The organism is Pseudomonas sp. FSL R10-1350 (genome assembly GCF_009600525.1).
Taxonomy (GTDB): Bacteria; Pseudomonadota; Gammaproteobacteria; order Pseudomonadales; family Pseudomonadaceae; genus Aquipseudomonas; species Aquipseudomonas helleri.
The window spans coordinates 135,537-159,777 of record NZ_WIVR01000006.1 but is presented as its reverse complement, the minus strand read 5'-3'; the positions used below and the strand labels follow the sequence as shown (position 1 = coordinate 159,777).

Below are 24,241 nucleotides of genomic sequence, written 5' to 3'. Positions count from 1 at the left end.
GTACAGGGCCAACTGTCGGCCAAGCGGGCGCTGTTGATCGCCGCCGCAGGCAGCCACAATCTGCTTTTTACCGGGCCGCCGGGCACTGGCAAAACCTTGCTGGCCAGCCGCCTGCCCGGCTTGCTGCCGCCGCTCAACGAGCAAGAGGCGCTGGAAGTGGCGGCCATCCAGTCAGTGGCCAGTCATGTGCCGCTGAGCTGCTGGCCGCAGCGCCCGTTTCGACAGCCGCACCATTCGGCCTCCGGCCCGGCGCTGGTGGGCGGCGGCTCAAAACCGCAGCCTGGCGAAATCACCCTGGCGCACCACGGGGTGTTATTTCTGGATGAACTGCCCGAGTTCGACCGTAAGGTCCTCGAAGTGCTCAGAGAACCCATGGAATCTGGTTTTATCGTGATCGCCCGTGCGCGGGACCGCATGCGCTTTCCGGCGCGCTTTCAACTGGTCGCCGCCATGAATCCCTGCCCGTGTGGTTATTTGGGGGAGCCGACGGGGCGCTGTCGCTGCACCCCGGAACAGGTCCAGCGCTACCGCAACAAACTCTCCGGGCCGCTGCTCGACCGGATTGACCTGCACCTGACCGTGGCCCGTGAAACCACCGCGCTCAACCCCCCGCTCGCCTCGGCAGACACCACCGCCAACGCCGCCGCACTCGTCGCGGCGGCTCGCGAGCGCCAGTTGCAACGCCAGGGCTGTACCAATGCGTTTCTCGACCTGCCCGGCGTTAGAGCCCAGTGCACCCTGACTGACGTGGACAACACCTGGCTGGAAACCGCATGCGAACGCATGACCTTGTCACTCAGGGCCGCGCACCGTTTATTGAAAGTGGCGCGCACATTGGCGGACCTGGAACAGGTTGAATCCATTGAGCGCAAGCACCTGGCGGAGGCGTTGCAGTACCGGCCAGCCAGCGGCTGAGCGTTACGGTTTTACTGCCGTTGCTCCACCGCCGGCAGCTCCATCACCGCCACTTCATGCAGTAAAAAGTCACTCAGCCGGCGCAAGCGCTCGCCGCCGGGCCGGGTTTTGGGCCAGACCAAATAGTAGTTTTCGCCACTGGCCACTGCCGTGGGGAATGGCAGGCTCAAGCGGTTTTGGGCAACGTCCTCGGCCACCATCAGCAAGTCGCCCATGGAAATGCCGTAGCCGCGTGCGGCGGCGATCATGCCCAGTTCCAGGGTGTCGAACACTTGCCCGCCCTTGAGCGAAACCTGGCCGCTGAGGCCCATGCAATCGAGCCAGCGCCGCCAGTCCCGACGGTCTGGCGTAGGGTGCAGCAGTTCGGTGCCCGCAAGCCGCTTTGCGTCCCAGGGCTGTTCGTCCAGCAGATTGGGGGCGCCCACCGGGATCAGCATTTCGGCAAACAACAACGTGGCCTCCCAGTCCGGCGGGAAGTGGCCGTTGCCCAGCAACACGGCGCAGTCGAAAGGCTCCTGATTGAAGTCCACATGGTCGATGTCCATCCAGGCGCTGGTCAGTTGCACTTCGTTGCCCGCCTGCAAGTGGCGAAAGCGGCTCAGGCGGGCCAGCAGCCAGCGCATGGTCAGGGTCGAGGGGGCCTTCATGCGCAAGATGTCATCTTCGGCGCGCAAGGTAATACATGCGCGTTCCAGCGCCCCGAAACCCTCCCGCACCCCCGGCAGCAACAAGCGGGCAGCTTCGGTGAGTTGCAGGGTGCGACCGTTACGCTGAAACAGTCGGCAGGCAAAATGCGCCTCAAGGGTTTTGATATGCCGGCTGACGGCGCTTTGGGTGATCGACAGCTCTTCGCCCGCACGGGTAAACGAACTGTGCCGGGCTGCTGCCTCAAAAGCACGCAAGGCATAAAGCGGAGGAAGGCTACGAGACATGAGGATTATTCCTATTGCGCGACATATCTAGACTGTAAAAACGCTAAGTAGCATGACTATTAATCATGCCACTTATCTTTTTTATCCTTTTGCTTAAAACACTCAACACGCCGAGAATCAAGCCTTTCAACGCACACAAAGAAATCTGACCGATGACCAAACAGCATCCAGTACGTATCGAACTCTGGGCCATTTTGCGGCTGGCCGGGCCGCTGATTGCCTCGCAGTTGGCGCACATGCTGATGGTGCTGACCGACACCCTGATGATGGCGCGCCTGAGTCCGGAGGCCCTGGCCGGTGGCAGCCTGGGGGCAGCGACCTATTCGTTCGTGTCAATTTTCTGCATTGGCGTGATTGCAGCGGTCGGTACGCTGGTGTCGATTCGCCAGGGCGCGGGTGATATCGAAGGCGCGACCCGCCTCACGCAAGCCGGCTTGTGGCTGGCCTGGGCGCTGGCGCTGGTCGGTGCGCTGATGTTGTGGAACATCAAGCCGCTGTTGCTGCTGTTTGGCCAGACCCCGACCAACGTTGAGGCCGCCGGGCAATTTTTGCTCCTGCTGCCGCTGGCCTTGCCCGGCTACATGACCTTCATGGCCTTGCGCGGCTTTACCAGCGCCATGGGGCGGGCGACGCCGGTAATGGTCATCAGCCTGATCGGCACCGTGGCCAACTTCTTGCTCAATTACGCGCTGATCACCGGGATGTTTGGCCTGCCCAAGTTGGGCCTGATGGGCATTGGTCTGGTCACGGCAATTGTCGCCACCTGCATGGCGCTGGGCCTGGCCTGGCATATCAGCCGCCACCCGGCCTACGACGCGTATCCGATTCGCCAAGGCTTGTCGCGGATCAATCTGACTTACCTGCGCGAATTGTGGCGTCTCGGCCTGCCGATTGGCGGCACTTACGCGGTTGAGATCGGGCTGTTTGCCTTCGCGGCGCTGTGCATGGGCACCATGGGCAGTACGCAATTGGCGGCTCACCAGATCGCTTTGCAGATCGTTTCGGTGGCGTTCATGGTGCCGGCCGGCATGTCCTACGCGATCACCATGCGCATCGGCCAGCACTATGGCGCCGCGGATCTGCTGCGTGCACGTCTGGCGGGCCGGGTTGGCATTGGCTTTGGTGCGGCGGTGATGTTGGGGTTTTCGGTGGTGTTCTGGTTCTGGCCGAACGAGTTGATCGGCCTGTTTCTGGACCACAGCGACCCGGCCTTCCGGCCCGTCTTTGAACTGGCGGTCAGCCTGCTGGCGGTGGCGGCCTGGTTTGAATTGTTTGATGGCACGCAAACCATCGCCATGGGCGCGATCCGTGGGCTCAAGGATGCCAAGACCACCTTCTTGGTCGGCCTGTTCTGCTACTGGGTGATCGGCGCCCCGACCGCCTGGCTGATGGCCTTTACCTTCGGCTGGGGCCCGACAGGCGTGTGGTGGGGCTTGGCTATGGGCCTGGCGTTTGCTTCGGTGGGCCTGACATTGGCCTTCGAATGGAAGATGCGGCGCATGCTCAAGCGCAGCGCGGCGTAAGGGCGGAACCCTAATTGGCCGTTGCCGCAGCAATGGATATGTACATAAAAGCCTCTCTAATCAAGAGCACCCCTCACCCTAGCCCTCTCCCGAAGGAGAGGGAACCGATTGGGGGATGTTGAAGATACTCGCTGTCCTGTTTGATATGCGACAGCGCGGCGTCGAAGACGGGGTGGCCACTCCTACAGGGCTGCCTTCGACGCCGAGGCGGTGTGGGCCGCCGCCAAAAACGGGATCAGTTCAGGCATCGGCAGCGGTTTGCTGATCAGAAAGCCTTGCACTTGATCGCAGCCAAATTCGCGCAAAAGTGCCAGTTGCGCGCGGGTTTCTACGCCTTCAGCGACCACTTGCAGGTTGAGGTTCTGCGCCAGGTTGAGCATGGCGTGGACCAGTTTGCGGTTTTCTTCGCGCTCTTCCATGCCGCCGACAAAGCTTTTGTCGATCTTCAGCAGGGCAATCGGCAGGCTGTTGAGGTGCACAAACGATGAGAAGCCGGTGCCGAAGTCATCCAGTGAAAAGCGCACGCCCAGCCGTCCCAAAGCGTCCATGGTCTGCTTGACCATGTCACTGCGGCGCATGACGGCGGTTTCGGTCAGTTCGAATTCCAGCCAGCGGGCGTCGATTCCATGCTCGGCGATCAAGCGGCTGAGAGTGATCAGCAGTTTGCTGTCCTGGAATTGGCGAAACGATAAGTTGATGGCCATGTGCAAGGCCGTCCAGCCGTTTTCACGCAGCACTTGCATGTCGCGCAACGCGCGCGAAATAACCCAGTAGCCCAGCGGCACGATCAGCCCGCTCTGTTCGGCCAACGGCACGAATTCGCTGGGCGCCAGCAGGCCGCGATCGCCATGGCGCCAGCGCACCAAGGCTTCGAGCCCGACTATGTGGCCGGTGTTCAGGTCCAGGCGCGGCTGGTAGTGCAGTTCCAGTTCGTCACGGCGCAAGGCGCGGCGCAACTCGCTTTCGAGGTCGGCGAGGCTGCGGGCGTTGCGGTTAATGCGTTCATCGAACACGTGATACGTGCAGCCCTGGGTGCTTTTGGCCTGCTGCATGGCAATGTGCGCGTGCCACATCAACGGGTCGGCACCCGCGTTGGCGCGGGCATGGGCGATGCCCAGGCTGCAGCCGATCAACAGGCTTTCGCCGTCGATCCAGTAAGACTCGGCCATCACTTCGGTAATGCGTTCAGCCATCCAGGCCGCGCGCTCAGGGGCGCGGCGGGTGTCGATCAGCAAGGCGAATTCGTCGCTGCCCAAGCGGGCCAGTTGATCGCATGCTTCGAGCCGGCTTTTAAGGCGCGCCACCACTTGCAGGATCAGGCGGTCGCCGGCCTGATGCCCCAAGGCGTCATTGGCATGGCGAAAGTTATCGAGGTCCAGATGCCCCAGCGCGAGGCCGTGACCATCGTTTTCAGCCAGCCGCACGGCGAGCAGCGTTTGAAACCCCTGGCGGTTGGCGATACCGGTCAGAGGGTCTTCTTTGGCCAGGCGGTGCAGCGTCTGTTCGAGGACGCCGCGTTCCTGCACGTGGCGCAGGCTGCGACGCAGCACATCGGTGGTCAACGTTGGGCGGACCCACCAGTCGCTCACACCCTGCGGCGGGGTGTCGGGCTCGGCTTCCAGCAACAAAATTGTGGATAAACGACATCGACCTGCCGCAGGTTGCAGGGCTGGGGTGGTGAGCAACAACGCGTTGTGCGTGTTTTCGAACAGGAAGCTGACCGACTCCCAGTTCGGGGCACACATCAACTGGGCCGCGTTTCCCATGGGCGCCAGACACTCGCGCAATAACGCTGCCCAAGTCGGCTCTTTGGCCAGTAGCAGCAAACGCAAGGGTTCGACAGGCGTAGACAAGCTAGCTCCCTAGACTCTGCATAAATTCAGGCGATGGGCATTATGACGTGCCATTACGTAATGGCAAATGACACCCGTTATCAAATACACCCAGCAAACGCTTATCGAACGACTGACTTAAACGGTCAGGTATCCTGCGGCAAAGTAGCAAAAGCGGCAAATTTAGATAGAGGGCTACGTCACACTGTCGCAGAGTGGCAGCAATATCTGCTCAGCCTGTTAAAATGCCCGCCCTTTTTGCAAGCGATCTTTAATTTCGTCATGTCCCGACTCAATCCCCGGCAGCAAGAAGCCGTGAGCTACGTCGGCGGCCCTCTTTTGGTGCTCGCCGGTGCAGGCTCCGGCAAAACCAGCGTGATTACCCGAAAAATCGCGCACCTTATTCAGAACTGCGGTATCCGCGCCCAGTACATCGTCGCCATGACCTTTACCAACAAGGCGGCGCGCGAGATGAAGGAGCGCGTGGGCACGCTGCTCAAAAAAGGTGAGGGCCGAGGCCTGACGGTCAGCACGTTCCACAACCTGGGGCTGAACATCATCCGCAAGGAGCACGCGCGGCTGGGGTACAAGCCGGGCTTTTCGATCTTTGACGAGGCCGACGTCAAGGCGCTGATGACCGACATCATGCAAAAGGAATACTCGGGTGATGACGGGGTCGACGAAATCAAGAACATGATCGGCTCGTGGAAAAACGACCTGATCCTGCCGCCCCAGGCCCTGGAAAATGCGCGCAACCCCAAGGAACAGACGGCGGCCATCGTCTACACCCACTACCAGCGCACGCTCAAAGCCTATAACGCGGTGGACTTTGACGACCTGATCCTGCTGCCGGTAAAGCTCTTTGAAGAGCACGCCGACATCCTCGAAAAGTGGCAGAACAAGGTGCGCTACCTGCTGGTAGACGAATACCAGGACACCAACGCCAGCCAGTATTTGCTGGTCAAGTACCTGATCGGCAGCCGCAATCAGTTCACCGTGGTAGGCGACGATGACCAGTCGATCTACGCCTGGCGCGGCGCCCGCCCGGAAAACCTGATGCTGCTCAAGGACGATTACCCGTCCCTGAAAGTGGTGATGCTGGAGCAAAACTATCGCTCCACCAGCCGCATTCTGCGCTGCGCCAACGTGCTGATTTCGAACAACCCGCACGCCTTCGAGAAGCAGCTGTGGAGTGAGATGGGCCACGGCGATGAAATTCGCGTGATTCGTTGCCGCAACGAAGACGCCGAAGCCGAGCGCGTGGCGGTCGAGATTTTGACCCTGCACTTGCGCACAGACCGGCCTTACAGCGATTTTGCGATTCTGTATCGCGGCAACTATCAGGCAAAACTGATCGAGCTGAAGTTGCAGCACCACCAGATCCCTTACCGTCTGTCGGGCGGTAACAGCTTCTTCGGGCGTCAGGAAGTGAAAGACCTGATGGCCTACTTCCGGCTGATTGTGAACCCGGACGACGACAACGCCTTCTTGCGGGTGATCAACGTCCCACGGCGTGAGATTGGCTCGACCACGCTGGAAAAACTCGGTAACTACGCCACCGAGCGCAAAATCTCGATGTACGCGGCCACCGATGAAATTGGTCTGGGCGAGCATCTGGACAGCCGGTTCACCGACCGCCTGGCCCGTTTCAAACGGTTCATGGACCGCGTGCGTGAACAATGCGCGGGTGAAGACCCGATTGCCGCGCTGCGCAGCATGATCATGGACATCGACTACGAGAACTGGCTGCGCACCAACAGCTCCAGCGAAAAGGCCGCGGACTACCGCATGTCCAACGTCTGGTTTTTGGTCGAGGCGTTGAAAAACACCCTTGAGAAAGACGAAGACGGCGCCATGACCGTCGAAGAAGCTATCGGTAAGCTGGTGTTGCGCGACATGCTCGAGCGCCAGCAAGAAGAGGAAGACGGCGCCGAAGGCGTGCAGATGATGACGCTGCACGCCTCCAAAGGTCTGGAATTCCCCTACGTGTTCATCATGGGCATGGAAGAAGAGATCCTGCCGCACCGTTCCAGCATCGAAGCCGACACCATCGAAGAAGAACGCCGACTGGCCTACGTGGGCATTACCCGCGCGCGTCAGACGCTGGCGTTTACCTTTGCAGCCAAGCGCAAGCAGTACGGCGAAATCATTGATTGCGCGCCGAGCCGCTTCCTCGATGAGTTGCCGCCGGACGATCTGGCCTGGGAAGGCAATGACGACACCCCCACCGAAGTGAAAGCGGTTCGCGGAAATACGGCATTGGCCGATATACGTGCGATGTTAAAACGCTAAAATCGACTACTTTTTACTCTACCTTCAGCGCATAGGCGCTATTTGAGGACGTTACGTTGGAAGCACTGCACAAGAAAATTCGCGAAGAAGGCATCGTGCTTTCCGATCAGGTTTTGAAGGTTGATGCCTTTTTGAACCACCAGATCGATCCACAGCTGATGAGAGAAATCGGCGATGAGTTCGCGCGTTTGTTCGCTGATGCGGGCATCACCAAGATCGTGACCATCGAAGCCTCGGGCATTGCCCCGGCGGTGATGACCGGCCTGAACCTGGGCGTTCCGGTGATCTTTGCACGCAAGCACCAGTCGCTGACCCTGACTGAAAACCTGCTGACCGCGACGGTGTACTCGTTCACCAAGCAAACGGAAAGCACCGTGGCCATCTCGCCGCGTCACCTGAAAAGCACCGACCGCGTGCTGGTCATCGATGACTTCCTGGCGAACGGCAAAGCGTCCCAGGCGCTGATTTCGATCATCAAGCAAGCCGGCGCCACCGTGGCTGGCCTGGGCATCGTGATCGAGAAGTCGTTCCAGGGCGGCCGTGCCGAGCTGGACTCGCAGGGCTACCGCGTTGAGTCCCTGGCACGGGTTAAATCCCTGGCCGACGGCCAAGTGACGTTTATCGAGTAAAGGCACTGTGGGAGCGGGCTTGCTCGCGATGCTACACACGCGGTGCATCTGATTCATCGCGGCGATGCGATCGCGAGCAAGCCCGCTCCCACGGTTATCTAGCCGTCGCCTGCAACCCCGCCAGCAGCACCCGCTGATACACCTCTTCGCGCAGCCCGTCCGGGTCTGTGAGCTGCATGCGCGCCAGATGTTCGGGGAACGCCTGCGGCGACGGCGCTTCGAGGGCAGCCTTGCCAAGCCGGTAGAGTTGCGTGAGCTTGAATTTGCTCTTGAGCCAGTTCAAGGCGCGCAGCAAGTCTTGCTCCTGGGCGCTGAAATCGCTGCCCAGCGGGTACTCCGGGAATAAATGCGGATGGCGGGCAGCAATCGCCTGCAAACGTTCCGGGCTGTTGTCGGCAAAGCGCGGCTGCAGTTGAAAGTCTTTGGGCAGTTTGCCCACCTGCTGCGCCTGGGCGATCAGTTCGGTCTGGAAGCGTGAGTCGGTGATGTTGAGCAGTGCCTCGATCACGTGCCGGTCGGTTTTGCCGCGCAAGTCGGCAATGCCGTATTCAGTAACCACGATGTCGCGCAAATGGCGCGGGATCGTACAGTGGCCGTATTCCCAGACGATGTTGGAACTCACATCGCCGCCCGACTCGCGCCAACTGCGCAGGATGATCACCGAGCGTGCATCGTGCAGCGCATGGGCCTGCGCGACAAAGTTGTATTGCCCCCCTACTCCGCTGAGCACACGCCCGTCCTGCAACTGATCCGCCACCCCGGCGCCCAGCAAGGTCGCAGTGAACGCGCTGTTCACAAAGCGCGCATCGCGGCGTTGCAGGCGCTTCAGCGTTTCTTGGCCATACAGCTCGTTGATGTAGCTGATGGCGGTCATGTTGAATTCGGCGCGCTTGCTGTGGGGCAGTTCGTTCAAGCGCTGGTAAAACTCCTGCGGCCCTAGCAGAAAACCGCCGTGCACGCTGATGCCATCGGTGTGCAGGCTTTCGTCGAGGGTACCGGCGTTGGCTTGGGTCTGGCGTTCGATATCGGGGTACACCTTGCGCCGCACAATGCCGGCGTCGACCAGCACCATCAGCCCGTGCACAAACATTTCGCTGCAGCCATACAGGCCCTGGGCAAAGGGTTCTATCCCGCCTTCGCGCTCAATCAGGCTGCGCCACGGGCTGATGTCCAGGTCGTCGAGCAAGGCGCGATAACCTTCGTTGTCCGCCTGGCGTGCGAGCAGCGAGGCGGTCAGCGCATCGCCCATGGCGCCGATGCCGATTTGCAGGGTGCCGCCGTCACGGATCAAGGTGCTGGCATGGTGGCCAATAAAGTGGTCTTGCAGGTTGACCGGCATGCTGGGTGTGGAAAACAGCGTGGTGTGTTCTTCGTCGTCGATCAGCAGGTCGAAAGCGTCTGCATTGAGTTCTGAGTCGCCGGGCATGTAGGGCAAGTCGCTGTGCACCTGGCCGAGCAGCAGGATGGTTTCGCCCGCTTCGCGGCGCTTGGCGATCATCGGCAAGAGGTCGAGGGTGATGTCCGGGTTGCAGCTCAGGCTCAGGCGATCCGGGGCCTGCGGGTTACGGGCCACCAGTTGCGCCACCAGGTTCAAGCCGTTGGCGTTGATGTCGCGGGCGGCGTGGCTGTAGTTGCTGCTGACGTAATCTTGTTGCGCCGGCGGGCTGTTGAGCAGGCTGCCCGGCTGCATGAAAAACTGCTCGACGTTGATGTTGGGTGGCAGGCTGTCGCGGTGCAGGTCGGCGAGGTAATCCAGCTCGATATAGTCGCCAAACACGCGCTCTACGAACGGTTGCAGAAAGCGCTTTTGCAAGCCGTCGCCCAGCGCCGGGCGGCCCAGGCTCAAGGCGGTGTAGATCGTTAGTTGGCGTTCGGGCAGTTGCTTGATTCGCTGATACAGCGCGTTCACAAAACGATTGGCTTTGCCCAGGCCCAAGGGCAAGCCCAAGTGGATGTGGGTGGGCAGCCGAGACAGTGCTTCATCGACTGCGCGCTCGATCGAACAGGATTGCACCATCGGATCCTCCAGGAACTTGCGTGTCTAGCGAATAGACCGAGAGTGACCGGAGTTGGTTGCAAAGCGCAAGGCGCAAACACTTTCAAACTGTAGGAGCGAGCTTGCCTCGCGATCTTTTAAACCATCAAAACATCGCGAGGTAAGAGACGGCGGGGAGTTATAAGCCAGACATTTTCTGGATCGCGGCTTTAAGCTCGGCGTCGCTGCATTCGCCGCAGGTGCCTTTTGGCGGCATGGCGTTGAGCCCGGTAATCGCCTTGGCCAAGAGTCCATCCAGGCCGCCTTCTTTGTCGGCGCGGGCTTTCCAGGCGGCGGTGTCGCCGATTTTTGGCGCTTCCAGCAAGCCGATGCTGTGGCAGGCGGTGCAGTGCTTGGCGATCACGTCATCGGGGCTCATGCCGCCCCCGCTCGCGGCTGCAGTCTCGCCACCTCCACCCGCGGCACATTCCTGGCCCTGAATGCAGACTTTACCCACAGGCTCCAGGCGTTTTGCGATCTCATCAGCCGACGTTGTGGCCTGGGCGTTGGCAGCCCAAAGGGCCAGTACTGTTGCTGGTACGGCCAGCATTTTCATAATTAGGTTCACGCGTACACCCTCAATGGTGGCTATTCACGCCCACAACCACGGTTTTGCAGGCGGCGAAAGTATACCGATTAGCCAGACGCACTGAAACAACCCTAATTTTAGAAGGGGAATAGGCGTGACCGATGAACGTCGCGGGCGCCGCCAGAGCTGTGCAGGGCGCCGCTTTGCTTAGAAGTTCGCGGGGGTGGCTGCGCTGATTAGTCGCGCCGCTACGTCGAACGGGTTGCGGAAACGGTGCGGTTTCGAGCTCTCGAAGTAGTAGCTGTCACCGGCCTCCAGCACGAACGTCTCCAGACCGACGGTCAGCTCCAGGCGGCCCTCGACGAGGATCCCGGTTTCTTCGCCTTCGTGGGTCAGCATTTCATCCCCGGTGTCAGCGCCCGGTGGATAAATTTCGTTGAGGAAGGCAATGGCCCGGCTCGGATGCGCCCGGCCGACCAGTTTCATGGTCACCGCACCATCTGAGATGTCGATCAGCTCATTGGCTTTGTAGACAATCTGGGTCGGTTTTTCCTGAAGAATCTCTTCGGAAAAAAACTCCACCATAGACATGGGAATGCCACTCAGCACTTTTCTCAGGGAGCTTATGGACGGGCTCACGCTGTTCTTTTCGATCATCGAAATGGTGCTGTTGGTCACGCCGGCGCGCTTGGCAAGCTCGCGCTGTGACAAACCTTTGATTTTGCGGATGGATTGCAGTCGTTCACCGACGTCCAATGCAGGAGCCTCCAGGGATCAGATTCAGGTCAAGATGGCGCCATCATGGCGATAGTGTTCAGTATTTACAACACTTTGACTTGAAACCTGAGAGCCCGGTCGGCCCTGCATTTTGCATACAACCCATCAGCTCCCGGAATAGAGCCGTGGCACTCGTTTCAGGTTGCAAAAAATTTGGTAGGGAATGGTTTCAGCTTTTTCCGCGAGTTCGCTGGCAAGAATGTTTTTGCCCCACAACTCAACGGTCGAACCCAGACCGGCGTCGGGCACATCCGTGAGGTCGATGCACAGCATGTCCATCGATACCCGGCCGAGCAATTGGCTGCGCTGGCCCGCCACGAGTACCGGCGTGCCGGTGGGTGCATGACGCGGGTAGCCGTCGGCATAACCCATGGCGACGACGCCTATGCGCATCGGTTTCGGGGTGATGAATTTTGCGCCATAGCCCACCGGTTCACCGGCGGGCAGTTCGCGTACGCAAATGACTTTGGACTCCACGGTCATCACTGGTTGCAGGCGTGCGGCCAGTGGGTGGTCTTGTTCAAAGGGGGTAGCACCGTAGAGCATCAGGCCGGGGCGCACCCAGTCGCTCGGCACGCTTGGCCAGCCCAGAATGGCAGGCGAATTGCGCAAGCTGACTTCGGCAGACAAGTCGTCACGGGCCGCCAGGAACACCGCCACCTGCTCGACGCTGCGCAGGCTGTCCAGTTCATCGGCGCGGGCGAAGTGGCTCATCAGCACGATTTTCGCGACTTTGCCGCTGGCTTGCAGGCGTTGGTAAGCGCTTTGGTACTCGCTTGGGTGCAAGCCGACGCGGTGCATGCCGGTGTCGAGCTTGAGCCATACCTGAATCGGCTTGGCCAGTGTGGCCTGCTCGATAGCATCGAGTTGCCACAGCGAATGCACGACGCACCAAAAGTCATGTTCGACGATCAGCGGCAGTTCATCGGCTTCAAAAAAACCTTCGAGCAGCAGAATCGGCGCGCGAATACCGGCGGCGCGCAGTTCCAGTGCTTCTTCGATACAAGCCACCGCAAAACCATCGGCCTCGGCTTCCAGGGCTTGGGCGCAACGCACGGCGCCGTGGCCGTAGGCATCGGCCTTGATCACCGCGAGGGCTTTGGCTCCCGTCACTTCACGGGCCAGTTGGTAGTTGTGTCGCAGGGCTTGAAGGTCGATCAGGGCACGGGCTGGGCGCATGGCGGCAGGCTTCTAACGGCAGTTGAATAAAAAAGCGGTGCGTACCGCGGCGTTAACCGCGTACCGCACCGCAAGAGGGACTTTGCTTGGCGACGGTGACGTTATGGCAGTGCGGCCACCACCGACAACTCCACCAAGATCTCGGGTTCGCACAGTTTGGCTTCTACAGTGGCGCGGGCCGGTTGCGCGCCTTTTGGCAGCCACTTGTCCCACACACTGTTCATGCCTGCGAAGTCGGCATCAATGTCTTTGAGGTAGATGGTCACCGACAGAATGTGGCTTTTGTCGGTGCCTGCCAGATCCAGCAAACGCTCGATGTTTGCCAGGGTTTCGCGGGTCTGCTGCTCAACCCCTGCGTTCATGTCGTCGCCGACTTGTCCGGACAGGTAAACGGTGCCGTTATGAGCCACGATCTGGCTCATGCGGTCATTGGTGAGCTGGCGCTGGATTGCCATGTTTTGCAGTCTCCTGGTGGTTGCCGTAACGAGAAATATCGAGGCCTTCGGCGCTGATTTGTGGGGTCTTTTTGGCCATCACGTCAGCGAGGAAGCGACCAGAGCCGCACGCCATGGTCCAGCCGAGTGTGCCATGACCGGTGTTCAGAAACAGGTTTTTGAACGGGGTCGCGCCCACAATCGGTGTGCCGTCCGGGGTGGCTGGACGCAGGCCGGTCCAGAAACTGGCCTTGCTCAAGTCACCGCCCTGAGGGTAAAGATCGTTGACGCACAGTTCCAGGGTTTCACGCCGTTGTGGCTTCAGCGACAGGTCAAACCCGGCGATTTCCGCCATGCCGCCGACGCGAATGCGGTTGTCAAAACGGGTGATCGCGATCTTGAAGGTTTCGTCCAGAATGGTCGAGGTCGGAGCCATGGCCGGGTTGGTGATCGGGATGGTCAGCGAGTAACCCTTGAGCGGGTAAACCGGCGCCTTGATGCCCAGCGGCTTGAGCATTTGTGGCGAGTAGCTGCCCAAGGCCAACACGTAGCGGTCAGCGGTTTCGAGCTTGCCGTCGATCATCACGCCATTGATGCGATCGCCTGCGTAGTCCAGGCGCTGAATGTCCTGGCCAAAGCGGAATTCGACACCCAGTTGAATGGCCATTTCAGCCAGGCGGGTGGTAAACATCTGGCAGTCGCCAGTTTGGTCATTCGGCAGGCGCAAGGCGCCAGACAGAATGTTGGTGACGCTGGCCAGCGCCGGTTCAACACGGGCGATGCCTTCACGGTCGAGCAGCTCAAACGGCACGCCCGACTCTTTGAGTACGGCGATGTCTTTGGCCGCGCCGTCCAGTTGCGCCTGGGTACGGAACAGTTGCGTGGTACCGAGGTTGCGGGCCTCGTAGGCAATGCCGGTTTCTGCGCGCAGTTCATCGAGGCAGTCACGGCTGTACTCGGACAGACGCACCATGCGCTCTTTGTTAACGGCGTAACGGCTGGCGGTGCAGTTGCGTAGCATCTGCGCCATCCACAGGTATTGGTCGATGTCGCCAGTGGCCTTGATCGCCAACGGTGCGTGGCGCTCCATCAGCCACTTGATGGCTTTGAGCGGCACGCCTGGCGCGGCCCACGGTGAGGCATAGCCAGGCGAAACCTGGCCGGCGTTGGCAAAGCTGGTTTCCATTGCCACGGCAGGCTGACGGTCTACCACGACCACGTCGAACCCGGCTCGGGCCAGATAATAGGCGCTGGCTGTGCCAATCACGCCGCCACCCAATACCATAACGCGCATATTTTTATCCCTCATCGCGGCCCGCCGCAGACGTTTATTATTCAAAGCGAAGATGCGCGCAGTATAAGAAGCTTTAGCCAGTGAGTTTCACTGTATAACCAGCTATATTTGGCGACAATTCTCGGCCAAAACGCTTTTGACAAAGGAGAATCTCCTATGCGTACAAATCACCAAACAAAGCGTGAATTAGACAAGATCGACCGCAATATTTTGCGCATTCTGCAGGCCGACGGGCGCATCTCGTTTACCGAGCTGGGCGAGAAAGTCGGGCTGTCGACCACGCCCTGCACCGAGCGCGTACGCAGGCTGGAGCGCGAAGGGATCATCATGGGCTACAACGCCCGGCTCAACCCGCAGCACTTGCAGGGCAGTTTGCTGGTGTTTGTCGAAATCAGCCTCGACTACAAATCTGGCGACACCTTTGAAGAATTCCGACGTGCCGTTCTGAAACTGCCCCATGTGCTGGAGTGCCATCTGGTGTCGGGTGACTTCGACTATTTGGTCAAGGCGCGGATCAGCGAGATGGCCTCGTACCGCAAACTGCTGGGCGACATATTGCTCAAGCTGCCCCACGTGCGGGAGTCCAAGAGCTACATCGTGATGGAAGAAGTCAAAGAAAGCCTGAACCTGCCGATCCCGGATTGACTGTAGGAGCGAGCTTGCCTCGCGATCTCTTGATCTTTAAAAATCAAAAGATCGCGAGGCAAGCTCGCTCCTACAGGGGCCGTTTTGAGGTCAAAAGTGCTGATCCAGAAACGCAAAATACTGCGCCCGAATGTCGGCAGTTTCATTGGCCAGATGGTGACGGGCCTGGGGAATCAGCAGCACCTGCGGGTGATTGAACTTGGCGTCCAGCACCTTGAGGTTGTGCTCCCAATCAACGGTTTTATCCGCCTGGCCCTGAATCACCAAGGGCTGGCGGGCGCTCGGCGGCAAGGCCTCGACCCGGGGGATCCAGCGCGCCATGGCGCCGATCCAGGCGGTGGGCAGACGCACGGGCTGTAGCGGATCGGCCTGTAAAAACGGCATGAAGTCCGGGTCATTGGTGTTCTCGCTGAAGCGCCGCTCAATGCCTTTAACAAAGGGCCTGAGCAGGTAATAGCTGAACTTGGACCACTGCCAGTCTTTGGGTCGCACCAGCGGCGCCAGCAAGATGGCCTGGCCCTGCGCCGGGCTTTGCTCGCCGTGATGCAGCAAATGGTCCAACACCACCGCACCACCGGTGCTTTGCCCGATCAAGTGCCAGGGCTGCGGCAGGTTCAGCGATTGGGCCTCGATAAACAGGCCTTGCAGCGCCTCCTGGTACTGATAAAAGTCGCCGATGCTGGCGCGCTCGCCGCTCGACAGGCCGTGGCCCGGCAAGTCGCAGGCAATGACCACAAAACCGTGGTTCAACCCCCACTCGATCACATGCCGATACAGCCCCATGTGATCGTAAAAACCGTGGATCACAAACAGCGTGGCTTTGGGTGTGGACTCAGGCCACCACACCTGGCTGACCAAGTCGTAGCCTGCGGCACTGAAGCGCCCCAACTGACGACGGACCGGTACTGCGCGCTGCGCAAAGTCCAGCCCGTAAAAATGCTGGTATGCCAGATCCTCACTCGATAAAGGCTGACCTGCGACCAACGGTTGTAAATGGGGGCGCAAGGACTCGGGGGAAAACGCGACAGACATAGGGGTTCCAAACAGAAAGGCATGAAGGCAGAACAGTCTTTATAGCTGACGATATTCTGCTGTCAGTTTAAGCATGGCAAGCTACTCGCCCTTTCAGGAACATTCAGCATGCCTGTACCGACCCTTAAAACCTGGCTTGCCTGGCTGCTGGTGCTGACCTGCGCCGTGGGTGTGTGGGCCGCTTACCACTGGTTTGAGGGGCGTTATATCCGTGCGTTCAACGACCAGACCGTTTTGTTTGCCGGGGACGTGCTGGCCCTGCCCGCAGACCTCTCGGGGCCCGGGCCGATTCGCGTGGTGCACTTCTGGGACCCGGCCTGCCCCTGCAATGTCGGCAACCAGCAACACTTGAGCGAACTGATGACGACCTACCTGCCGCAGGGCGTTGAATTTTATGCCGTCCAAAAGCCCGGCAGCCAGGGCCAGTTGCCTGCCAGCCTGGGCGCGATCAAACCCCTGACCGCCCTGCCCGGCGCCGAAAACCTGAGCGTCAGCCCGGCGGTTGCCATCTGGGACCGCAGCGGCCAACTGGCCTACTTCGGCCCCTACAGCGAAGGCGCCACCTGCAACGCCAGCAACAGCTTCATCGAACCCGTGCTGCAAGCCTTGACCCAAGGCCGCAGCGTCAACGCCACTCACACCCTGGCGGTGGGGTGTTACTGCCCGTGGTCGTCGAAGCAGTCACTGCCCATGCAGCGTTGAAAGCAATGATTGGCCGGGAAGGGCTCGAACCTTCCACCTCACCCTTATCAAGAGTGCGCTCTACCCGCTGAGCTACCGGCCAGTTAACTTATCCACAGGTTGCTGACCTGTGTGCCCGCCCCAATACCGCTGCCCTGCCCACAACATCAAGCTGGCAACGAAACAACAAAGGGCGAGGCTGGTAAATACCCCCTGAATGTCCAGCATTTCGCCCGTGCTGCGTCCAGCGAGAATGACACCGAAGCCTGCCGCCAAGGTGATGATGGTTTTGGTCAGGCCGCTGGCCACACCCGCTACGTGCTCACCCACAACAGCTTGCGTCGCGATTAAGGTCAGCGCATTGGCGACCCCTAGAAATCCTCCACACAAGGTGACCAGCAGCAGATAGAGCCATTCGCTTAGTGCAAACGCAGCGCCCAGCAGTAACGCCGCGCTGGCGCACAGGCAGGTAGCCATCGCTCTCACTGCGCAAGATGACGGGATGCGGCCAGCAATGGGCCCACCGCAGGCCAGAAGCACCGCCGAGCCAAGGAATGCGATACCTGCTTGCAAGGGGCTCAACCCCCACACGCTTTGCAACGACAACGGCACCACAAACAGATGCACCACCGTTGAGGTATTCACCACGGCCCCGGCTAACGTCAGCATCCAGTACGGGGCATTGCGAAACAGGCAGGTCGCGATCAGAGGGGTGGCGGCGTGTTTTTCGCGCCAGGCGAACAGACTGAAACTGAGCACCAGTGCGCTGACGATAAAGACCGTTTGCGGGCTTGCCCATGCGTGAGTGCCCAGTTCATCCAGCAAGAAGCCGAAGGCGACCAGCCCTACACTGACCAACAGCAACCCCAGCCCATCCACGGCTGCGCGCTCGCCTGACGGGTGTTGCCCGGCTATTGGCCAGCAACACCCGAGTGCGAATAGCACCACGGGCACATTGATCCAGAAAATAAACCGCCAACTGAACCATTGGCTCATTGCAGCCCCTATAAAAGGGCCAATCACCGTGGCGATGGCCCCAAGCCCTATCGCCAAACCCATTGCCCGACCGCGACGTGCGCTGGGGTACACATGGCTCAACAGTGCGAGGCCCGAGGGCATGATGCAGGCGGCGCCGATGCCCTGAAGCACACGCGCAGCAATTAGCCCGTTCAGTGTCGGCGTAACGGCACACAGTAATGACGCCAGGCCGAACAGCGACAGCCCTGTGCGCAACATACGGCGATGGCCAATACCATCACTCAAGCGGCCGGCAGCCAGCATCAACGTACCGACGCAGAGCAAATAACCACTCACCACCCATTTAACGTGTGCTACCGACGCCGCAAAGTCATGGGCGATGGGCAGCAGCGCCAAATTCAATGCAAACGCATCCATCTGAATACAAAAAATTCCGGCTGAAAAGGCCAGTAATGCCAGACGTTGAGACCGTTCAGAAGTCGATTTCATGGCCACCTGCGGGTTGGTGTTCAATACAGGCCCACTGAATGGGGTTGGTACGTCTGGTCAAGAATGGAAGTGAGGAACTGCTCAAAGTCGGCCACTAACTCAAGGCCATGCTCTGGCTTATAGGTGTAAAGGCCTTCGCACATCTGTTTGTCGAGGCTGCTGTCGAGAAACAACGCGTATGAAAAACGGTCCTCTTTGGCATGTTCAGGTCGCTGCTGCACGACCCTGTGCGCGACTGCTGCGACGGGCCTGGCTGTGTGTCGGGTCAGGATTTCCATCGCGCATCCGAAGTTGACGATAAAACACCCGGGCCGGGGGTCAATCGGGCACCAGATACCCTCGCGCAAAACCTCAAGCCCAGGCTCCAGTGAGCGCAACACCGTGACCCAGCCGGAGTCTTTGTGAACGTTCAAGCCGCGCGCTTTTACGTGGGGGCGAAAATGATTGAACGTTAACGTATGGGTACCCGCCTGGGTCATGCAGTGACCTGTGGCTTTGAGCCAAAGTGCGCGTGGAATATCCAGATGCTTCAGTACGGCCAGCATCACCTCGATGGCCAAGGCTTTCAGATGTTGCGCCAGGCTGCACACTGCTTGGGGAAACAGCTGTTGCCAATGTGTGCTGCGCAAAAAGAATTGTTCTGTCTGATCTGCATCTCTGCAGAAATACCCTTGAAGAGGGCCGAGTTCGGTTTCGGTTTGGGTTTTAAATCCGCGATAAGCGCAGTCGCGTGGCTCGTTTGGAGGCGGGGGCAAATAAAAGTGGCGGGCGAATCGATCTCCCGGCGCAAGGTCAATTGGCGCGGAGGGCTCAACGAAGAAAAAACCGTCGAGTAGCGCCTGTTGCATGCCGTTGGCCTGATCAAATTGCAGACCATGGTTGGTCAGCGTGGCTTGTTGCCACGGGCGATTACACGCGGGAATGGAAGGCATAGCCCATTCCTTGCGCTTTTTGCACTGAAAAGGCTCTGAACGACTGATACCTGTCCAAGGCGCCCGATGGGTTGTATTGATAGAGGTCCATATCAAAGTCAGGCCCCATGTACACCGTGAATGACGACCGATCCGGCGCCTGCGCTGCGGGCCGGGTTTCGATAACGCGGTGCAAGACGGCCCGGCCAGGCAAGGGCAAATGGGCTGTCAGGATTTGATAGGCGTCGCCCAAGTTGACGATAAAACAGCGTGGCTCCAGTGCAACGGCTTGCCACACGCCCTTGTGGAGGATTTCGAATCCTGGCTGATCAGCTGCGATCAGGGTGATAAAACCGCTGTCAGTGTGTTCGACGATCCCCAGTGTGCCTCTGACACAGGCACGGTAGTGGTTGAGCGTCGTGTAACACAGGCTTGTCTCGTCCAGCGTTGCCCCGGTGATGGTTGCCCAGTGCTCCTTGCGCACCTTTGAGGCCTCAAACAAATGACGCAAGACCTGTACCGTCAGGATTTTCATGGCCTCCAGTAACTCGGTTACAGGCAATGCAAAATACTCGTGCCACAGATGGCTCTCGATTTGCAGTTGTTCGACCTGATTGGGGCGATCTTCGTAGCCTAACTTTGAGCGTGGGTGGGCATGCTCACGATGGCCGCGCATTCGATCCAGAGTGTCTAGCCGGGGTTGATAAAAATTACGGCACAACTCAAAGCCCGGGTTCAGGTCTACACCCTGCGGGATTTCCAGCAAAAATGCGCCAAGGCTTAGCGCCTGTTCAAGCGTGCTCTTGCTGAAGGCCAGGCCGTGGTGGGTCAAACGTGCTCGGGGCAACGCTATCGCACGGGGTTGATCGGCTGCGGATAAGCTCATGCTACCTCCACTGAAGCGTCCATCTTTGGATATCAGGGCCTGTGGATAACCTTGCCCGTTGTTACAGCGTGTGTGTCCTGTCGTAGGTACGTGCGACTTCCTGTTCGGCAAAGTCCGCCACGCTTTGCAGCACCACAGCCCGGCCACGACGGTATTGGTAGATAGTGCCGTCGAGCGCCGAGTCGAGAAAAAGCGCATATGAGGTTCTTTCGCGTCCTGGCTCACGGGGTTCGAGTTGCGCAACGCCGTGAATATTGGCCCTGACGGGTGTTTCAAGCCTTCCGGTCAGCACCTCGAAGGAACTGCCGAAATTGATGATGAAGTAGCCTGGTTCCGGGTTGATCGCCCGTATCTGCCCGTTAATCCACGCATATAAGCCGGGCTCGGTAGAGCGAAGTACCGTCACCCACCCCGAATCGCGGTGAAATTTGCAGCCGCGAGCCTTTTTTGACGACCGAAAATGGTTGAATGCCAGCATCTGATGCCCGCCGTTCTCGCTAAGACCTGACGAAATGCAAGGCCAGTCGCGGACCGGGAGCTTGAGGTGGGCCAAGGTGCTGCGCAGCACACTGATGCCGATGGCTGCCATTTGAGTACCCACTATCGCCACTGATTGGGGTAACAAGTGCCAATTGGCGCGCTCGATGTAGAAGTTTTCCCATTGATCGTGGGGGCGGTCGAAATAGCCCTGATAGAGCCCGGGCACGTCCATGTCGAGAAAGCCGTTTTGGGGCAGGTAAAACTGCTGTGCAAATTGATCAGCGGCCTTACACACCAAGCCTTGGGGCATTTTCAGCAAAAAGAAACCTTGCTCAAGCCCACGGGCAAACCCATTGGGCGAATCGAAGACCAATTTCGTGCCCGCAAGTCGTGCCCGCTCCAGAGCACAGGGCGGGTACATGGCCTGTGCGTGGGCCTGATGCAACGGTGAAGGCAATGTCAGGCTGTCCCGGTAGGTAGCAGTGTGGCGATTAACCATCGCTCTGATCTCCACAGTGTTTGGGGCGCAGGGTCAATACGCCTGGCTGTGCGGGCTTGGGCATCGCGCAATGGCGGCGCAGACTGAGGTCGATACCTTCGCTGCTGACCTCAAAGCGGCCATAAAGCTCACGTAGCAACAATCCTTGAATGTTGACTGAGAACAGACGGCCTGGGCATTTGCGTGGGTTGCGCCGGGTGTTGAGCATGCTGAACGAGTTGATGTCATAGCGATTGCGCGCCAGCAGTGAGGTGCAGAGCGTGTGGGCTGTGTCGTCCTTTTTTTGCAGTGCCAGAATATGGGTGACATCGAAAGCTTCAGGCTGGGTAAAAATGTGAGGATCTCTATTGGCCTGCCAGCGGTCCAGCCACAACTGGGTGTCCTCGGGGACTAGCACGCGCTGACCTGCATGTTCGATTTCGCACGGCATAAGCGTCCGACGCCAAAGCGCTGTTGGGTTGGAGCCTCCTAGACGCAGCGCTTCCATGACCGCCAGATCAATAACGTTTGGTGCTTGAGTGCAACTGTCTGAGGCCGCTAACAGGACCTCACGTTTAACCTGGGCAGAGGTCTCGATGTACGCCAGCGACCACAACAGGCTAAGCGCCGTAGTGTCATAGGTTGCAATGATGATTGTGCCGATCTCCAGAGCCCGCTCCGTACTCAGGTTTTCAATGTTTTTTCGGGTAAAAGGCAGCGCCCAAAGGGCGAAATGGCCAAGGATCAGGTTGGTCAGGGGCGCTTTTTCAATGGCGTCGAAGTTGGTGAGCAGCAGGTCTTTGATGAACGGTTTCAAGGCTTCATGCTGCTTTAGCGCGAGCCTGTCGTCATGACTGATGACCTTGGAGGCCTGTTCGAAGAATCCGCTGACCACGTCCCTGAACTGATCGTCTTGCAGGTACTGGTCCAGGCTTTTTATCGTGCAGTCCAGGATGCCTGGTAGATAGCTATCAATTTGACTGACCCACAATAAGGTCAATTTCTCCATGCACATCGGAGTGCGCGGGCATTGGTGCAAAAAGACGGCTGCCAAACGACGAATATCGTCTTTTATGCTGTCGATAAAACGCTGACTCCCGAGCACATGCTCCACTGCCCTACGTTTTTGCGAGCGCAATGGGTCACTGATGTGCAGTGAGCCCAAAAAGCCACCGAACAACTCATGATTGGCATCGGTTGAGGGCGCAAGGTCCTCATCATTGAATAGCGCACGATTGTCCATCTGATAAAGCGCCAGTTGTTCGCCCATCCAGAAACTGCAAAGGCCGCCTGACTGTTCAGCGCAGTGACGAATTCCGCTGACCTTAAAGTACTCAGTGGCGGGCAAGCCTTGCACAGAGGTTGCAATGTGGAACTCGTCGCCATGCCCGCGCACGGGGCAAGGTCCTGGATGATGCGCAATGAGTCCGGCAAAAGGCGGGCATTGTTTATTCATTGGGCGTGCCCTGAGTCTGTTCAGAGAGGATGCCGAATGAGGCATGCCGGTCTTGCCAGGTGCGCTCGTTGAATCGACGAAGGAATGCTTCAGCACTCATCAGCCGTCGCAACTCGCCCAAAGGCTGCACTTCGTAGAGGTCAGCGCTGGCGGGAGGATTGAGGAACGTGGCAAACGAGAAGCGGTCTTCTTGTCCCGGCAGCGCCGCGCACTCGCGCACGCGATGCTTAATGGCTCGAGCCGAAAGCGGCAGTTGCGCACTGAGTAATTCAAGGCACGCGCCGAAGTTGACAATGAAATACCCAGGTTCCGGTTCAATAGGCTGCCACCCCCCGTCGATGAATGCCTCAAGGCCTGATTGGCGGGTGTACAGCAGCGTCACAAAACCGGTGTCCTGATGTTCTGCACAACCCGGCAAATGGCGTTCGGGACGGTAATGGCTTGCGGCAAACCAATGGGTGCCCTGGCCTGTCACTGCGCCACCACTGGCGGATGCCCATAGCGCCTGAGCCACTCCAAGTTCGCGCAAGGCTGCCTGAAGAATCACTTGGCCAAGCGCGTCCATTGCGAGCACCATTTTCACCACGGCACCTGGCAGGCGTGTGGCCCAGCGCGTTTTATCGACTAACAGATGTTCAGTCTGAAAATGTTCGCGATCGAAATAAATATCGGTTTGAGGACGGAAGCCGCGATAGCGGGTGGAAGACGTGGCGGGTAAATAAAACTCGCGGCACAGTTTTATCCCCGGCTCAAGATTTAACGTTTCCGGGATTTTCAGTAAAAATAAACCTTGCTCTATGGCCGCGCGTAAACTGAATGGCGTTTTAAATAGTAAAGCGTCTTGATAAATAATGGCACGCTGCATATTAATCTTGTGTGTTTTCATTTTGCGCGCCTCCTGCATTGACAGTGCCTTGGTAAATCTCCTGGTCATTATTGTTAATTAACTCTCGAGCATCACAGATGCGTTCCAGGCCCCGTGTTGGGTAATAAGAAAAGATGCCATGGTCATGGGGTATAAAGTTACTGGAACTGAAGTGCCCAAAACTAATGCGGTCTTGGGCTTGGTGCGTTACTCGGTGCAAGATAGCAGCCACTGGCGAGTCGCAATGAGCTGTTAACCACTCCATTGACAGCCCGAAGTTGATCACGAATGTATCAGGCGCACATTTAACTGACTCCCAACGATCAAGGCGGTTTACCTCAAGTCCAGGTTGAGTGGTGCGCAGAATTGTCAAAAAACCATCATCTTTGTGCGAGCTTAACCCCGCCTCTGGTAACTGCGCGCGGTAATGGTTGAAGGTCAGGTGGTAAGCCCCTGCGCCTTGTGAACAACCGCCAGTGGCTTGAGGCCAGAGGTGTTTCGGTATGCCGGCGTAGTCCAGTGCGGCGCCCAGGATCAGCCGGGATATTTCGGTCATTTTCTCGGCTATCCGGGTAATTTCAGTTGGGTAATAGCGACTCCAAAACCGGCGTTCCAGCAAAAATTGCTCAATCTGGTCGACGCGCTGATGGAACCCCAGCAGTTCATCGTCAAACTGGTTGGCCCTAATGTTTTTGAAATGCCCATACGGGCTGGCATCTCCTCGGTAAAACTCGCTAGCGAATTGATCGGCGGCCGTGATGTCCAGTTCTGCCGGGATAGTCAGTAAGAAAACGCCGTCGGCAAACGCTTGCCGCCGATCATGATCATTGGCAAACCCCAACCGGCCGCCTTCAATCCAGGCACAGACCAATTGAGCGGTTGTGCCCACGGGGCGCGTATCGACACGTTTGTGGTAAAGCTCGCTATAGAGCTGGCCCGCTGAGGTTGGCCTGGTTGAGGGGCGCATGT

Annotated in this window: 22 protein-coding genes and 1 tRNA gene; 6 read left to right on the top strand and 17 right to left on the bottom strand. The window is 58.8% G+C overall.

All coding sequences use genetic code 11. From position 1 onward, the window contains the following. Positions 1–915: YifB family Mg chelatase-like AAA ATPase (locus GHO25_RS05250; RefSeq protein ID WP_153390077.1), on the top strand; the 915-nt coding region annotated here is incomplete at its 5' end. An 11-nt stretch (positions 916–926) separates the two neighbouring features. On the opposite strand, the gene GHO25_RS05245 is transcribed toward GHO25_RS05250, so the two are convergent. After that, the gene (locus GHO25_RS05245; RefSeq protein WP_048372535.1) at positions 927–1,847 is read right to left on the bottom strand and encodes a LysR substrate-binding domain-containing protein; all 921 of its coding nucleotides are present in this window, start codon (positions 1,845–1,847) and stop codon (positions 927–929) included. 152 nt (positions 1,848–1,999) lie between these two features. On the opposite strand from GHO25_RS05245, the gene GHO25_RS05240 reads away from it, so the two are divergent. Next, positions 2,000–3,370 carry a NorM family multidrug efflux MATE transporter gene (locus tag GHO25_RS05240; RefSeq protein ID WP_153390076.1) on the top strand — a complete coding sequence of 457 codons (1,371 nt, stop codon included), beginning with the start codon at positions 2,000–2,002 and terminating at the stop codon, positions 3,368–3,370. Positions 3,371–3,552: 182 nt separating this feature from the next. Here GHO25_RS05240 and GHO25_RS05235 read toward each other — a convergent pair whose 3' ends face one another. Next, positions 3,553–5,223 (bottom strand): bifunctional diguanylate cyclase/phosphodiesterase, encoded by a 1,671-nt coding sequence (locus GHO25_RS05235; RefSeq protein ID WP_153390075.1) that lies wholly within the window; start codon positions 5,221–5,223, stop codon positions 3,553–3,555. A gap of 261 nt (positions 5,224–5,484) precedes the next feature. Here GHO25_RS05235 and rep point away from each other — a divergent pair, with 261 nt between their 5' ends. Both rep and GHO25_RS05225 read left to right on the top strand, forming a co-directional pair. Beyond that, complete coding sequence (gene rep / locus GHO25_RS05230; protein ID WP_048372620.1) at positions 5,485–7,494, top strand: DNA helicase Rep; 2,010 nt, start codon at positions 5,485–5,487, stop codon at positions 7,492–7,494. 56 nt (positions 7,495–7,550) lie between these two features. Continuing rightward, positions 7,551–8,123, top strand: coding sequence for a xanthine phosphoribosyltransferase (locus GHO25_RS05225; RefSeq protein WP_123750669.1), 573 nt, complete (start codon positions 7,551–7,553; stop codon positions 8,121–8,123). 94 nt (positions 8,124–8,217) lie between these two features. Here the strand turns inward: GHO25_RS05225 and GHO25_RS05220 are convergent, their stop codons facing one another. From GHO25_RS05220 to dadA, 6 genes are all read right to left on the bottom strand, one after another. Then, positions 8,218–10,140 carry an acetyl-CoA hydrolase/transferase C-terminal domain-containing protein gene (locus tag GHO25_RS05220; RefSeq protein WP_048372528.1) on the bottom strand — a complete coding sequence of 641 codons (1,923 nt, stop codon included), beginning with the start codon at positions 10,138–10,140 and terminating at the stop codon, positions 8,218–8,220. A 157-nt stretch (positions 10,141–10,297) separates the two neighbouring features. After that, complete coding sequence (locus tag GHO25_RS05215; protein WP_048372527.1) at positions 10,298–10,714, bottom strand: cytochrome c5 family protein; 417 nt, start codon at positions 10,712–10,714, stop codon at positions 10,298–10,300. A 180-nt stretch (positions 10,715–10,894) separates the two neighbouring features. Continuing rightward, a complete protein-coding gene (locus GHO25_RS05210; protein WP_048372525.1) occupies positions 10,895–11,443 on the bottom strand; it encodes a cupin domain-containing protein in 549 nt (182 codons plus the stop codon). A gap of 126 nt (positions 11,444–11,569) precedes the next feature. After that, entirely contained in the window at positions 11,570–12,643 is a 1,074-nt protein-coding gene (gene alr / locus GHO25_RS05205; protein WP_048387141.1) for an alanine racemase, read from the bottom strand. 101 nt (positions 12,644–12,744) lie between these two features. After that, entirely contained in the window at positions 12,745–13,098 is a 354-nt protein-coding gene (locus GHO25_RS05200; RefSeq protein WP_153390074.1) for a RidA family protein, read from the bottom strand. Then, on the bottom strand, positions 13,070–14,371 hold the full coding sequence (dadA, locus tag GHO25_RS05195) for a D-amino acid dehydrogenase (protein WP_153327554.1): 1,302 nt from the start codon (positions 14,369–14,371) through the stop codon (positions 13,070–13,072). The genes GHO25_RS05200 and dadA overlap by 29 nt, the downstream gene beginning before the upstream one ends. 156 nt (positions 14,372–14,527) lie before the next feature. Between dadA and GHO25_RS05190 the strand changes: the two genes are divergently transcribed. Next, positions 14,528–15,016, top strand: coding sequence for an Lrp/AsnC ligand binding domain-containing protein (locus GHO25_RS05190; RefSeq protein WP_003437842.1), 489 nt, complete (start codon positions 14,528–14,530; stop codon positions 15,014–15,016). 90 nt (positions 15,017–15,106) lie between these two features. Here the strand turns inward: GHO25_RS05190 and GHO25_RS05185 are convergent, their stop codons facing one another. After that, positions 15,107–16,048, bottom strand: coding sequence for an alpha/beta hydrolase (locus GHO25_RS05185; protein WP_153390073.1), 942 nt, complete (start codon positions 16,046–16,048; stop codon positions 15,107–15,109). A 108-nt stretch (positions 16,049–16,156) separates the two neighbouring features. Between GHO25_RS05185 and GHO25_RS05180 the strand changes: the two genes are divergently transcribed. Then, on the top strand, positions 16,157–16,750 hold the full coding sequence (locus GHO25_RS05180) for a DUF6436 domain-containing protein (RefSeq protein WP_153390072.1): 594 nt from the start codon (positions 16,157–16,159) through the stop codon (positions 16,748–16,750). 9 nt (positions 16,751–16,759) lie between these two features. On the opposite strand, the gene GHO25_RS05175 is transcribed toward GHO25_RS05180, so the two are convergent. The 8 genes from GHO25_RS05175 to GHO25_RS05140 form a co-directional block, all read right to left on the bottom strand. Next, positions 16,760–16,832 (bottom strand) — tRNA-Ile (locus GHO25_RS05175). Further along, entirely contained in the window at positions 16,823–18,196 is a 1,374-nt protein-coding gene (locus GHO25_RS05170) for an MFS transporter (protein WP_153390071.1), read from the bottom strand. Before GHO25_RS05170 ends, GHO25_RS05175 begins: the two co-directional genes overlap by 10 nt. 20 nt (positions 18,197–18,216) lie before the next feature. Continuing rightward, the gene (locus tag GHO25_RS05165) at positions 18,217–19,128 is read right to left on the bottom strand and encodes a 2OG-Fe(II) oxygenase family protein (RefSeq protein WP_153390070.1); all 912 of its coding nucleotides are present in this window, start codon (positions 19,126–19,128) and stop codon (positions 18,217–18,219) included. Then, positions 19,106–19,993: a 2OG-Fe(II) oxygenase family protein gene (locus GHO25_RS05160; RefSeq protein WP_178109992.1), complete on the bottom strand. Its 888-nt coding sequence runs from the start codon at positions 19,991–19,993 to the stop codon at positions 19,106–19,108. The genes GHO25_RS05165 and GHO25_RS05160 overlap by 23 nt, the downstream gene beginning before the upstream one ends. Positions 19,994–20,054: 61 nt before the next feature. Then, the gene (locus tag GHO25_RS26085) at positions 20,055–20,972 is read right to left on the bottom strand and encodes a 2OG-Fe(II) oxygenase family protein (protein ID WP_256677164.1); all 918 of its coding nucleotides are present in this window, start codon (positions 20,970–20,972) and stop codon (positions 20,055–20,057) included. Further along, on the bottom strand, positions 20,965–22,407 hold the full coding sequence (locus tag GHO25_RS05150) for a cytochrome P450 (protein WP_178109991.1): 1,443 nt from the start codon (positions 22,405–22,407) through the stop codon (positions 20,965–20,967). The genes GHO25_RS26085 and GHO25_RS05150 overlap by 8 nt, the downstream gene beginning before the upstream one ends. After that, entirely contained in the window at positions 22,400–23,293 is an 894-nt protein-coding gene (locus GHO25_RS05145; protein WP_178109990.1) for an isopenicillin N synthase family oxygenase, read from the bottom strand. Before GHO25_RS05145 ends, GHO25_RS05150 begins: the two co-directional genes overlap by 8 nt. Then, positions 23,274–24,239 (bottom strand): 2OG-Fe(II) oxygenase family protein, encoded by a 966-nt coding sequence (locus GHO25_RS05140; RefSeq protein ID WP_178109989.1) that lies wholly within the window; start codon positions 24,237–24,239, stop codon positions 23,274–23,276. Before GHO25_RS05140 ends, GHO25_RS05145 begins: the two co-directional genes overlap by 20 nt. Positions 24,240–24,241 lie beyond the last annotated feature (2 nt).

Coding starts and splice junctions, on each gene's coding strand:
- GHO25_RS05170 (WP_153390071.1), bottom strand. CDS start 18,196: ATGAAATCGACTTCTGAACGGTCTCAACGTCTGGCATTACTGGCCTTT.
- GHO25_RS05140 (WP_178109989.1), bottom strand. CDS start 24,239: ATGCGCCCCTCAACCAGGCCAACCTCAGCGGGCCAGCTCTATAGCGAG.
- GHO25_RS05165 (WP_153390070.1), bottom strand. CDS start 19,128: ATGCCTTCCATTCCCGCGTGTAATCGCCCGTGGCAACAAGCCACGCTG.
- GHO25_RS05215 (WP_048372527.1), bottom strand. CDS start 10,714: ATGAAAATGCTGGCCGTACCAGCAACAGTACTGGCCCTTTGGGCTGCC.
- GHO25_RS05180 (WP_153390072.1), top strand. CDS start 16,157: ATGCCTGTACCGACCCTTAAAACCTGGCTTGCCTGGCTGCTGGTGCTG.
- GHO25_RS05245 (WP_048372535.1), bottom strand. CDS start 1,847: ATGTCTCGTAGCCTTCCTCCGCTTTATGCCTTGCGTGCTTTTGAGGCA.
- GHO25_RS05200 (WP_153390074.1), bottom strand. CDS start 13,098: ATGGCAATCCAGCGCCAGCTCACCAATGACCGCATGAGCCAGATCGTG.
- GHO25_RS05160 (WP_178109992.1), bottom strand. CDS start 19,993: ATGAGCTTATCCGCAGCCGATCAACCCCGTGCGATAGCGTTGCCCCGA.
- dadA (WP_153327554.1), bottom strand. CDS start 14,371: ATGCGCGTTATGGTATTGGGTGGCGGCGTGATTGGCACAGCCAGCGCC.
- alr (WP_048387141.1), bottom strand. CDS start 12,643: ATGCGCCCAGCCCGTGCCCTGATCGACCTTCAAGCCCTGCGACACAAC.
- GHO25_RS05240 (WP_153390076.1), top strand. CDS start 2,000: ATGACCAAACAGCATCCAGTACGTATCGAACTCTGGGCCATTTTGCGG.
- GHO25_RS05190 (WP_003437842.1), top strand. CDS start 14,528: ATGCGTACAAATCACCAAACAAAGCGTGAATTAGACAAGATCGACCGC.
- GHO25_RS26085 (WP_256677164.1), bottom strand. CDS start 20,972: ATGGTTAATCGCCACACTGCTACCTACCGGGACAGCCTGACATTGCCT.
- GHO25_RS05185 (WP_153390073.1), bottom strand. CDS start 16,048: ATGTCTGTCGCGTTTTCCCCCGAGTCCTTGCGCCCCCATTTACAACCG.
- rep (WP_048372620.1), top strand. CDS start 5,485: ATGTCCCGACTCAATCCCCGGCAGCAAGAAGCCGTGAGCTACGTCGGC.
- GHO25_RS05150 (WP_178109991.1), bottom strand. CDS start 22,407: ATGAATAAACAATGCCCGCCTTTTGCCGGACTCATTGCGCATCATCCA.
- GHO25_RS05145 (WP_178109990.1), bottom strand. CDS start 23,293: ATGAAAACACACAAGATTAATATGCAGCGTGCCATTATTTATCAAGAC.
- GHO25_RS05220 (WP_048372528.1), bottom strand. CDS start 10,140: ATGGTGCAATCCTGTTCGATCGAGCGCGCAGTCGATGAAGCACTGTCT.